Here is a 12,372-nt window from a genome sequence, read left to right on the forward strand (position 1 = left end):
CAATGGTCGGCTCGAGCACCTTCGAGGATCGGCACTCGGGTTTCGTAACCTGACTCATTACATCGCGAGGTGCCTACTTGAGTCCGGTGGTTTCAGACCGGTTCTACACTCTTATTTACGATGAGCCGGTTTCGTTGAACGGTGACTCCTTCAGGGAACAGGAGATGACCTGCGGCAGGAAGTCTCGGGTGTACCAGAAGTCCTGGGCGAAGTCCCACTGCAGATATTCGTCACCGAAGAACGTCGTCGCGTCGACCCTGCGGATCTTGACCCTGATACCGGCCTCGGCGGCCTGCTGGGCGAAGACCTGCGCGGATTCGACGGCACCGGACTGAATCGGGGCGGTGACCAACTCGACGTCGAGACCATTGGGATACCCTGCCTCGGCCAGGAGCTTCTTGGCCTTGGGAATGTCCTGTTTGCGTTGTGGGAACTTAGGGTAGTTCTCACTCAGCGGTCCGAACATGTCGTTGCCGAGCGTGCCGAAGCCGGAGAGGACCTGTTCGATCATCTGCTCCCGGTCGACGACGAGGCGGAACGCTTGGCGGACCTTGACGTCGTCGAAGGGTGCCTTGTCCACACGCATGGTGAAGGGCAGCCACATGCCGGTTTCGGAGTTGAGGATGGCCATGCGCTCATCGGCGTCGATGACCTCGACCAGGGCCACCGGGATCTGCGCGATCGCGTCGACCTGGGTGGAGAGAAGGGCGTTGATGAGTGCATCTGAGTCGTTGAAGTTCAGCAGCTGAACCTCGTCGAGGAACATCTTGTCGTAGTTGAAGTAGTACTCGTTGGGCACGATGACTGTCGACTGGGCCGGGGTGAACGACTTGAGCTTGAACGGCCCTGAGCACACCGGGTTCTTCGGGTCGTAGTCGACGGGGACGATCGCCGCGGTGTATTCGGCCACGGCGTCCTTGAACAGACCGTTGGCCTCACTGAGATGGAACTCCACGGTGCGCTCATCCTTGGCGACGACCTTGTCGAGCATGGAGAAGTTCGCGGCCGCGGTCTTCGGATCGTCGGGGTCGGTGATCCTTTTGAATGTGAAGATCACGTCTTCGGGGGTGATCGGCTTGCCGTCGGAGAACTTGATGCCCTTCTTCAAGGTGCACGTCCACACGGTGGCGTCCGGGTTGGACTCAAAGGACTCGGCCAGCAGCGGAACAACCTTGGAGTCGTCGTCCCAGCCGTAGAGCGCGTTGTACAGGTTCACCGCGCGGCAGACGTCGCCGCTGTTGACGGGAATGTGGGCGTCGACGGTGTCCGCAGAGTTGCCTCCGGTGACTCCTACGCGCAGGCTTCCGCCCTTGACTGGTTTCCCTGCGTCGGCGGCACCGACGGTGCTGCCGCCCCCACAGGCGCTCAAGCCGGCGAGTGCGGATATCGACAGTCCCGCCCCCAGCGCTTGTCTTCGATTCGGTGTGCTCATGTGCCTTCTTCCTGCGGGTGCGGTACGGGTCGGTCAAGTGTCTGGGTGCCATGTGATTCCGCTGCGGCCAGGACCTGGTCACGTCCGGTGGCCGCGATGTGTTCGCTGAGATAGTCATCGAGCATCTGCAGGGCTTCGGCATCGGTGATGCTCATCTGGCCTGTACTGCGTGCGATGCCGAGTCCGTCGATGAAGACGCTCAAGCCTTTGGCCATGAGGATGGTGTCACCGGCACGGATGGTGCCGACCTTCTGGCCGGCGAGGACGACGGAGGCAAACATCTCGAACCATTCCGAGTACACCTCGGTGAGGGTGGCTCGGGCGTCCTCGTCGACGGCAGCCCGGGCCCAGCTTTGGACCCAGATGGACCAGACGCGTCGGATCGTGTCGTTGACGCCGGCGTGGACACGGGCGAATTCGCGCAGAGTCTTCAAAGGATCGTCCCGGTCGGTAAGACCGCGGGTACCTGCGAGGACGTCCAGGGTGAAGCGCAGCGTCACCTGCAGCAGCTGCGCCTTGGACCGGAAGTGATAGTTGACCGCCGAGGTGCTCAATCCGCTGGCCTGTGCGACGTCTTCCGTACGCACATTGTCGACGCCCAGATCGGCGTAGAGCTCCCAGGCAGCGGCGACGATCTTGTGCCGGTTGCGCTTGCCCTTCGACAGCCACTCCCCCGCCGCGGACTTCGCCGGGTCTGGCATTGAATCTACATAGTCAAGCGAGGCCGTGGCGTCTGCAGAGTCGACTAGTTTGTCACCTGCTTCGCGGTGGAAGTGCGGAACAGTCCGTCGCCGAGGCGGCTGCACCGACCGTCCGGTCGTGAGCCAGTCCGTGGTGACGTTGGTCAGGGTCGCTATTCGCGAGATCTCCTCGACCCGGAAGTTTCGTGTTCCGGCCAGGGACTTCGAGAGCTTGCTCGGTTCGATGCCGATGTTGCGAGCGACTTCGCTGTGATTGATGCCAGCAGTCTTAATCGCAGCACGCACGCGGCTGACCAGGGAATCCTGGCTTTTGCCTGCATCGTTGCTCGTCTCGACCACTCATACAGTCTGCACAGTTGTTGCGATTTTGGCAATCGTTACTGGGGAGTTCGTTAGTTCTTCGTGACCTCGCGAATGATCTCGATCCGTGAATGCAAAAGTCTGGTGCGCCTGCCCCTCCTGGGCAGGCACACCAGACTTGGTGCAATCAGCCGAAGACCACCTCAGTGAATTCGTCCACAACTTCCCGATTGTAGGCATCACCGTCGAACGGCTCGACCCCGACATTCCCACTCAGGAAAGCGTTCATTCCCTCAGCCAAGGACTCCTCATCGCGTTCCACGATCAGACCGCCGCTCCCCTCCATCGCACTCGAGGCAGACCCAAATCTGGTCACAACGACGGGTAGCCCGAGCACACGCGCTTCGAGGATTACGATTGGCTGCCCCTCATAGTCGCTCGACATGACAAAGCAATCACAGGCCGACATCACCGCGTATGGGTTTCTCAGTCGTCCCGTGAACTGCACCGATCCCGAAATGCCGAGACTTACTGCCAGCTGCTTGAGTTCCGGAGCCAGAGGACCATCACCGATGATGACCAATTTGGACTCGGGGGCATCCGCCAGAACGTCAGCGAAGGCACGAACGAGCCGGGCATGGTTCTTCTCCGGAGACAATCGGCCAACTGTGACAAAGGTTCGTCCCCCGCGATCGCCGATGAACTGAGTCACCAGTTGCTGTCGGGATGCTTCCACAATGAGCTCATCATAGGAATACAGTTGCCCGAGCTCGTAGATCACGTCGGCCAAGTTCGATAGATCGCGGGTGCCAGCGTCAGTATTCTGTGCCTTCGACCGACCGCCTCCAGCGCGAACTCGCTCGACGTTGATAGTGTTGCGGGCACTGACGAACTTCTCCGCAGGGGCAAAGGCCGCGAGATTAGCCTGGTTGATGTCACGAAGGTCAGGCGAGACCGATACCAGCGCGTCAAAGTCCTGGTAAAGCTTGAACACGCCGTGGAGGTTACGGTAATGCGGCTTCTTGCCGTTGATTTCACGTTCTGCATCGGCTTCTAGATCGTTATGTTGCCAAATGACCTTTCGCCCGACCCGACCATTCGTAAAGATTCTGGGCCAAAATGCCGCATAGCCACTGAAGTCGACTGCAGCGTCGAAACTGGCCTGTCCGAACAGGCGTCTCCATTCCATCTCCCAGAGCTGCGAATCACTTTCGTCATTTGCAAGATTGTCCACTGCGGCCTGTTCAAACTTCTGCATACTTCCCAGCAACGGGAACTGCAGGATCCCGGTGTCCCGAATGACATGTCGAACGTGGTTAGGGATCATCGAGGCATTCTGCTGGCGCTCGAGCTGATTGGAGTGCCGATAGAATGCGGTTACGTCATAGATCTCGGGATCGAGCTCACTGAGCAGGTTCAGAGCCGACGAAGTGATTCCGTTCGTCAGCATTCCGCCAAGGTAGATCATGAGCTTTCGGCGGCCGTCAGAGAAGTCTCGGCGCACATTGTAGTCGGCCTCATTTTGGCCGAAGACGATGTCGATGATCCTCGCGCTTGCTTCGCCATCATCTCGGGGAGTCAGCTCAGCGGACAATTTTGCGTAGCGTTGGCCCTCAACAGCGAATTCTGTTTCCAGGCCACCGGCACCAATGATGGCCTTTACATGGTCGAGCAATTCATCGGTCGTCGTCGAAACTGGACCCGGCAGTTCCGAAACCTCCATGTACAGGCCTCTACTGTCTGCATAGCTGTCCGCATCGGGAATGTGAAAGGCGATAGGCCGCCCGGTCGCCAAGTAGTCGACGAAAATGCTGGAATAGTCAGAGACAAGTAGATCTGTAATGGCCAGAGCTTCGTTAGCCGGCACATCGTTAGGCACAAGGAATTTTGCGATCTCAGGATCGTCAACGAGCTGGTCGAAGACGACCTGGTGTGCTTTGAGCAGGACGACCCAGCCCTGCAGAGCGGCACTGTTCTGTAATTTCTGCAGCGTCGACTTCAGCCGACTTGCATCGGCGTCGGGCTTATAGAAGGAGTCGCCTCTCCACGTCGGTGCGTAGAGCAGAACTTTTTTGCCTGCAGTCAAAATTCCATTCTCCCGGAGCACACGCCGGGCGGCACCGCCAGCGTCGCTTCCAAACATCGAGTCCGACCGGGGGTAGCCCTCCTCGATGATTGCGCCTTCATAGACATTGTTGAGCTTGTAGCCTTTGAGGTACATCTGCTCTGTCATGAAGCTGTTCTGCGATACCAAATAGTCAGCAGACATGAAGTTGCGCAGAACATTTCGAGCGTCGGCGGCTCCACCGTCGACGTCATATCCCATCTTCTTCAATGGTGTTCCATGCCAGACATTCACATAGGTCTGGTCCGAGCGTTTGATGAACTCTGTGGGGAAGGTAGCGTTGTTGAAGAGGTACTCGCTGGTTTCGAGCACCTCGTAATATTCGCGGGACTTGTGCTTCACGAACGAGACTCGAGCGTTGTCTTTGAATTCATCCTTGAACCGAGAATCGCTCGCCTTGCTTGAGAGCACCCAAGTGTGCCGGAACTTCTGGTAGTTCGGGTCATCGAGCATCCGCCTGAAGATTGCTTCCGGATTGCACAACGCACCGTTGCCTGAGAAGGATTCCCACACGACAGTGTCTTTCCTGACCTGGCTGAAAAGAGCTTTCGAAAACGACCGTGACCGGATCGCGCCGCCGAGGGACTTTTTGTTCTTCCGAAACTGACTCTCCCAGACGTGTCGTTCCTTGCGCAGGTACGCCCACATCGCCGGGGGAATGTTGTTCAAGAGAAAACTCTTGGCCTTCGGCACCACACTCATAGGAAATTTGCCCGCTTCCACTCAATCTCTTTTCTCGGTTCGTCCACATCCACCGACTTCAGCCTTCAGATCCTTACAATCGCGGCCCTGCTAGCGAACAGGTATGCCGCCCAATTGAAGGGCCCTTCTGCATAGGCCGACGTCATCAATTATGCTGTTTGCCTGAAGCATCGCCAACGTTTGATGCATCCCAAAACCTTAACAAAAGTGTGACTACAATGAGGATTCAGTCAACTGAAAACGATTTTTTTCTAGAATCTCACACGCCGACCGGATCCGACGAGACTGCCTGCTAGACGAAGCCCATCGGGGAGAATTTCGATGCCTATAGACAAGACTACTGCCGAGCTAGGGGTCCTTCACGGGCGCCGGGTCACAGGAGATGACTTCTGGGAACTCAAGATCAGTGACGATGACGAGCTGAAAACCCGATACTGCGAATACCAGTCAGACATTGCAGTCAATGAGAGAGTCGTGTTCTACGAGAGCATGTCCGGGGCGCGGATGATGGACTCGCCATATGCCCTGTTCAAAGAAATCTTCAATGACCCGGCCTTTTCCGACTACCACCACGTGTGGTCAGTAAGAAGCCCCTCGGTCATCCCTTCGGAGTACAAGCATCACCCACGAGTGTCGTTCGTCAAGAGAAATACAGATGCCCACCTCTTCTTCCTCAACCGAGCGAAATACCTTGTCGGGAATTCGGTGCAACCTGACTTTCTAGTCCGCCGGCCAGAACAAAAATTCCTCAATACCTGGCACGGAATCGCATATAAGACACTTGGCCGCGACATTAACAACCCACTTGGGGCAGCAGCCAGTGTCTACAGCCTCCTGCAGGCCACGCATGTGCTCACGCCGTGCGAGTTCATGACCGAGATCCAGCTCGATCGATTCTCGATGCGCGGCGTCTACTCCGGCGACTTGGCAGAAGTCGGTTACCCACGTCAAGACCTTACGATCAATCTCAATGCGCAAACAGAGCAGTCACTGAGAACTCAGCTCAGCCTTGATCCGGGCAAGAAGACAGTTCTCTATGCGCCCACTTGGCGCGGCCAGAAGGGCGGAGCGCGCTTCGATGCCACCCATCTCGAAGATGACATTGCGGCCTTGAGCGAGCTCGACGCAAATGTTGTCTTCCTCGCTCATCACATAATGTTGAGACATATCAAGAACGTCGATTTCAGCAAGATCATCGTTCCTCCTGCCGATGTCAACACCAATGAGCTGCTAGCTGTCGTCGATCTACTTATCACGGACTACTCGAGCATCTTTTTCGACTTCCTAGTCACTGGGAAACCCGTGGTCCACTATTTCTACGATTACGAAGAATATGAATCAGAACGAGGCCTCACCCTCCCGCCTGAAGATTTGCCTGGCCTAGTAATACGGGAGAGAACTGACCTGGTTCGAGTTGTCTCAGACCTCATTAGAAAAGAATTTGTACCGCCGCCCGAATATATAAGTGCGCGCGAAAGGTTCTGCAGTCACGACGACGGCAAAGCCTCAGAACGAACCAAGAAGTGGTTCATCGAAGGTTCCGCCAGGGCAGTCAAGCACGTCCCTGCGAAATCACGCCCCACTATTGTCTTCTGGGGCGGACGCATGGACACGTCGGCGAGAACACGACAATTCCTCGATCAGCTCGAGCGCGAAGCCAGGAGTAATCAGAAGGACGTGACGCTCTTCGTATCGTTTTCTGTGCAATCTAATCCGGTGGTACTTGACACAATCAAACGGCTCGGAACTTCTATATCAGTAGTGGCCAGAAAGAACTACGAGATGGCCATGACAGAAGCAGAGGCAATTGCGCGCAAACGGACAGACGCTGATGACCCAATACCCAAAGAGACAGCCCCCCGGTCGCTTCTACGAGGCACAATTGACCGCCTGCTAAGCAAAATTCCCGCCACAATTCACAAAAACGACTCACGGCAATCCAATCGGGCTCCCGCAACAAAGAAAGAACTCCAAGACGCCATGTACCGACGCGAATACCGCAGGATATTCGGAGATTCCGAATTTGACGAAATAGTGAAGTTCAACGGCCTGAGTCTGTTCTGGAAGAAACTAGCGGAGCATGCAATAAAATGATCCGAATAATATTGGCTTTACGCCACAACCATAGAAACAAATAACCTCAAGTCTTCTACCACCACTAGAAGCACAGCCTAATCGAGTCATCGAGAAAGCGGAAGTTCGCCATAATGCCACAAGAGGCAACCAATCGCAATATCAACACGGTTGCAGTAAATGCTCCTGTAATGTCAGTTGTCATAGCGGCCTACAACGACAAAGAGCACCTGCCAGACGCAATGATGTCTGTGCTCAATCAGACCCTCCGCGCAATAGAACTGATAGTGGTCGACGATGCCTCCACCGACGGTACATACGAAACCGCCAAGGCAATTGCGCTCACCGATGACAGGGTTCAGGTTCTTCGAATGGAGAAGAACACTGGAGGAGCAGGTGCACCGCGTAACCGCGGCATCTCCGCAGCTGTCGGTGAATATGTCACCTTCCTCGATAGCGATGATCATCTCGAACGTCACGCCTGCGCCAATCTTGCGCGAGCTGGTTTGCGTGACGGATCTGACGTAGTTCTGGGGAAAGTCAGACGGTTTGATGTCAAGACGCAAAAGGCCTCCGGCTGGTACCACCGACTCTTCATAGAGCCTCGCACGCTCGACTCTGTTGAAGAATTTCCTGACATCGCAATGGATACCTCGATTTCAAAGGCATGTAGACGCGAGTTCTTAGAACAGAATGTGCTGACTTTCCCTGAGGATATTCACTACGAGGATCTCGTATTCGCGGCCGAAGTGTATCAATCAGCAAAGAAAATAACCCTCATCACCGACATCACATATATATGGAATCTCTACCCTGAAGCAACTAGAAAATCTATAACCCATCAACGCGATTCGATCAACAATTTAGACTTCAGGATCGAGGCGTTGAACAGAATCTTTACGGCCATAGACGCTCAACACCCGCTATTCCACAGGCAACTACTGAAGAAAGTCATTGTTCATGACGCTCAGCTCTATGTAAACGATATCGTAGATCTACATAACGACGAATTCGCATTGCAGATTATTGACAGACTAATTCCACTACTCAATCAAGTGCCAATCGAGATCATCCAGGAGCTGGAGTTCCAACGGCGTTTGATAGTTGCCGCAGTATTGAGCAAAAGCCCGAAATTGATACGCGAAGCCATGGAAACCCTTCGGCTTGAATCCGACATCTCTGGCGACCTTTCTGAAGCGAACCAGCAGTACATTTGGGAGCGGGAGGCGATTAGCGCCAACTCCGATACCGCGCTTGCAATCTCCCTCGTCACCTTTCCAAAAAGAGATCTTGATTCAATCCCCTGGCATCAATTTCGATATCGCCACACTTTATTGAACATGAAGCGGCTGGGAAACAATAGGCTCAGGATTATTGGTCGAACCGAAGACCCAATAAACAGTCTCGCCCGTCTAACCGACGCCAGTTGGACCGTCCGTATATATGAACGTGCTGGCCTACGAAGATTTTGGACATTCCCCCTCGAGTCGACCTTTGATGAAGCAACACGCACCTACCGTTGGGAATCTACGGTTTCAATGCCAACCATTCCGGACACCGCTACTCTCCCAAGGATGAGTGTCCGCATTGATATCACGTTAGGCCCGGCACGAAACATTAGGCCTTTGATAGTCACTCGACGACTCAGGTGGAAGCGATTCAAACTAGATCCCACTGGCTGGCACTCTTGGTTGTTTAACTCGAAGTATCAACCTTATGCGACTCTGAATTCCGCGTTAGCCTTTCGGCCTTCGCCTGTCAATGAACGAAGGAAACAGCTTCGCACCGGAATTAAATTGGTAACCTATGCTCATCTTCTTAGGGAGCGATACAGATACGATACCAGCGTAAAACACGAATCCAAATTCACGCGCATGGCATATGCGCTCTTTAGACTGCTTCCAATGAACCCGAAGACGGTGCTCGTAGAAACCAACATGGGTCAATCCCCCTATGATTCTCCCGGCGAAATCAGGCTCGAACTAGAGAAGACTTCGCAGCTAACCGTTGAACAGGTGCGCAGTGATCTAGCAGGCAGCACGACTGGGTTCGGCTCCAATGTCGTCCGAAAGAATTCCTGGCAGTATTATCACCGGCTGGCCACCTCGAAATATCTGATCGATAATCAAACTCTTCCTCGGTTCTACAAAAAGCGTGCCGGCCAGATTTACGTACAGACGTGGCATGGAATACCGTTGAAGAAGATGGGGTTAGACCAATTTTCCAATCAAGTGGTGTCGAAGGCGAAGATTGAGGAATTCCGCGAAAGGAATTCCTACTGGGATTATCTGACTACGCCGTCCTTATATTTTGCGAAAGTTGTTACCCGCGCCTTTGAAACTTCAGCGAAGGCACTACCGACTGGGTCCCCAAGAAACGACCGTCTGGTCAATCCAAACCCAGCTACCGTCACGGCGGCTCGTACGGCTATCGGAGTCGATTTCGACCGCAAGTCGGTTCTCTATGCGCCGACTTTCAGAGACGGGCACCGGGGCCCCGTTGCGCTTGAACTTGACCTGGACCTGTGGGTCCAGGAGATGGCCGATCAGTATCAGCTGCTTCTGCGCCCGCACTATTTGAACTCCATTTCTGTACCTAGACACCTGCGGCAACACGTCATCGATACGTCGAATATCGCCGATACGACGTCGGTGTTGCTTGCGGCCGACCTTGTCATCACCGATTATTCGAGCATCATGTTCGACTATGCAACCCTTGATCGTCCACAGGTGCTATATACGTATGATCTCGATCGGTATTCTTCGGCAAAACGAGGGACATATTTTGACGTTCGTAATTATTCACCCGGACCACTTACCTTCGATCAACAATCTCTTATGGCACGAGTGAGGGAACAGTCAGAATCCGACACTTATAGTCGACAGCGATCGTCATTCCGCGAAAAATTCTGCGGAGTGGAACCCGGAGATAGCGCAATGCAAACCGTGGCGACTGTTTGGGGGCGAGAGAAATGATGAAAGACTTAGGATTGGCCTTCGACCGCATCGTCGTGATGTCGAATGATATAGACCGTCTCGGTGGTATCGGTCGCTTCATGAACCAAATGGCTATCGAATTTCACAGTCTAGGTATACCTGTTGAAATGGTTGGGGTCGGCCCTGCACCAGTAGGCCACCTACAACCCATGTCGCGTCCGCACGACATCGATACGACCATCCTGATGTCGGAACACAATCCAAGTGACTGGACCGTGCGCAAATTCTCGCACAAATTGAACCCGGTCCGTCGCGGTCGATATAGGGTGCACAAACGACTCGAGGAGGAGGCTGTGTCGAAGCTTAGGCATAAGTTTGTGACCTGGGGCCCGCGCACACTAATTTTGTGTACTCAGGTGTATGGGATGGAGTACATGCTGAAAGCTGGGTATGACGCCAATGACATGTCGATGCCAAGAGTGATAGGTCAGTATCATGGTTCTGCTGCCGAGGCATCTAACATCGGCGATATGAATCGTGTTCGCAAGTCCTACACAGACGTTGATCGGTTTATCTGTCTGTCCTCCGAGGACGCCGAGCTGTTTCAGGCTGCCGGTTTGAACAATGTCGGGTGGATTCCTAATCCTGTGGCAATCCCGGAGCATGAGGCTGTTCAACGCAGAAATGTATTTATGTCGCTGGGTCGATATGATTCGATCAAGTCGCTTGACTACTTCTTGAGAGCATGGGATCTAGTGAATAGTGTTCTGCCTGATTGGTCAGTCGAACTCTACGGGGAGGGCCCTGAGAGAGACTATCTTGCGGGCATCATAGATGACTATAAAATCCCACGTGCCACTCTAAAAGGTCGCACAGATAGCGTTGGCGATGTGCTTGCAAGCTCGAGGGTACATGTACTTTCGTCTCAGAACGAGGGCCTTCCGATTTCTATAGTCGAAGCTGGCCATATGGGTTGCCCTTCTGTCGCGTTTGACTGCGCTCCTGGCGTTAGTACGCTGATCGATGACGGCATTGATGGGTTGATTGTGGAACAAAATAATCTGCCCGGTCTTGCCGACGGGATGAGGAAGATAGCTGAGTCTCCTGAGTTGTGGTCATCAATGTCTGAATCGGCTGTCGAACATGCTTCCCACTATTTACCCGAGCAAGTGATGCGTTTATGGGTCAACGAGCTTCTCGAGTTGTCATCATAAGATCGATCGGCCAAGTCTCGGGTTTCTGAGTTTGTTGTAGGGCTGACCTTCTCAAGAACCAGTTCTGTTGCCCTCGTTATCTCAGAAAGGTGTGAGCTGACGACATAAGTACCGAGCTTTAATGCGCTCTTGGCAAGTCGCGCCGCTTCGGACGCTTGTTTGGTCAGTTGGCCGACAGTTCCGATAACGGTTCTATTTTTTCTGCGATTTGCAGCGATTCCCTATTCGGAGCATGAATGTCGTTTGGCATCACGGAATTATTGCAAAGTTGTCGGGCAGGCTCATGCCCAGAAGTAGCGAGTTCATCGCCATCACTTGTGCGTAGATCGTCTTCGGGGCGACATCCGGATGTTTGTTGATCTCAGGGTTGGTCGAACTGAGAATCGACAACCGGTCAGACAAAGGCCTCATCGTCTCGACTACATATGAGTACTGCGGGGACCGGCTGGAAGTGATGAGCACAGAGCGAGCATCGGCCGTGGTCAGCCGTTCTGTGATCTGCGGTATCAGCTCAGCGAATACTTCCTGTTTCGATTTTGGAAAGATTCCCCCGCTCGTGAAGTGATAGTCACGATCGTTCTGCTCGTACCAGTCATCGGACAGAATGGGGTCCGCGGCCACGAAACTCCACCCACCGCGAAGCCCGTGGAAGGCGGCTCCAGTGCCGCCTTTGGACGCACCGTAGAGCACCACATCAGAGTTCTCCAACGAGTGCTCCGCAATGGTTGTTTCGATCAGATTGTGTACAGCGTCCGCATTGTGGGCTCTTCGCAGTTAGGGGTGTAATCGGGGTCTGAATCCTCCCGTCTCGAGCAAGCTTCGGGCGATGTAGTGGGTGAGGTTCCGGAACCCCAGCGCCGATCCACGTAGGTGTTCCAGCCTGCCGTTC

7 protein-coding genes are annotated in these 12,372 nt (G+C 54.2%); 3 read left to right on the forward strand and 4 right to left on the reverse strand.

What is annotated here, in order from left to right; all coding sequences use genetic code 11:
- Window positions 1-115 precede the first annotated feature (115 nt).
- From BAUR9175_RS18735 to BAUR9175_RS18745, 3 genes are all read right to left on the reverse strand, one after another.
- The gene (locus BAUR9175_RS18735; RefSeq protein ID WP_257944379.1) at window positions 116-1,432 is read right to left on the reverse strand and encodes an ABC transporter substrate-binding protein; all 1,317 of its coding nucleotides are present in this window, start codon (window positions 1,430-1,432) and stop codon (window positions 116-118) included.
- On the reverse strand, window positions 1,429-2,472 hold the full coding sequence (locus tag BAUR9175_RS18740) for a TetR family transcriptional regulator C-terminal domain-containing protein (RefSeq protein ID WP_257944380.1): 1,044 nt from the start codon (window positions 2,470-2,472) through the stop codon (window positions 1,429-1,431). The genes BAUR9175_RS18735 and BAUR9175_RS18740 overlap by 4 nt, the downstream gene beginning before the upstream one ends.
- A 148-nt stretch (window positions 2,473-2,620) precedes the next feature.
- Window positions 2,621-5,281 carry a glycosyltransferase gene (locus BAUR9175_RS18745; protein WP_141322651.1) on the reverse strand — a complete coding sequence of 887 codons (2,661 nt, stop codon included), beginning with the start codon at window positions 5,279-5,281 and terminating at the stop codon, window positions 2,621-2,623.
- 300 nt (window positions 5,282-5,581) lie between these two features.
- Here BAUR9175_RS18745 and BAUR9175_RS18750 point away from each other — a divergent pair, with 300 nt between their 5' ends.
- From BAUR9175_RS18750 to BAUR9175_RS18760, 3 genes are all read left to right on the forward strand, one after another.
- On the forward strand, window positions 5,582-7,354 hold the full coding sequence (locus tag BAUR9175_RS18750; RefSeq protein ID WP_101584941.1) for a CDP-glycerol glycerophosphotransferase family protein: 1,773 nt from the start codon (window positions 5,582-5,584) through the stop codon (window positions 7,352-7,354).
- A 113-nt stretch (window positions 7,355-7,467) separates the two neighbouring features.
- Window positions 7,468-10,308: a bifunctional glycosyltransferase/CDP-glycerol:glycerophosphate glycerophosphotransferase gene (locus BAUR9175_RS18755; protein ID WP_101584943.1), complete on the forward strand. Its 2,841-nt coding sequence runs from the start codon at window positions 7,468-7,470 to the stop codon at window positions 10,306-10,308.
- Window positions 10,305-11,483 carry a glycosyltransferase gene (locus tag BAUR9175_RS18760; RefSeq protein WP_101584944.1) on the forward strand — a complete coding sequence of 393 codons (1,179 nt, stop codon included), beginning with the start codon at window positions 10,305-10,307 and terminating at the stop codon, window positions 11,481-11,483. The genes BAUR9175_RS18755 and BAUR9175_RS18760 overlap by 4 nt, the downstream gene beginning before the upstream one ends.
- A 249-nt stretch (window positions 11,484-11,732) precedes the next feature.
- Here BAUR9175_RS18760 and BAUR9175_RS18765 read toward each other — a convergent pair whose 3' ends face one another.
- Complete coding sequence (locus BAUR9175_RS18765) at window positions 11,733-12,257, reverse strand: XcbB/CpsF family capsular polysaccharide biosynthesis protein (RefSeq protein WP_180959289.1); 525 nt, start codon at window positions 12,255-12,257, stop codon at window positions 11,733-11,735.
- Window positions 12,258-12,372: the final 115 nt, after the last annotated feature.

This window comes from Brevibacterium aurantiacum, from assembly GCF_900169065.1.
In the GTDB taxonomy this organism is placed as follows: Bacteria; Actinomycetota; Actinomycetes; order Actinomycetales; family Brevibacteriaceae; genus Brevibacterium; species Brevibacterium aurantiacum.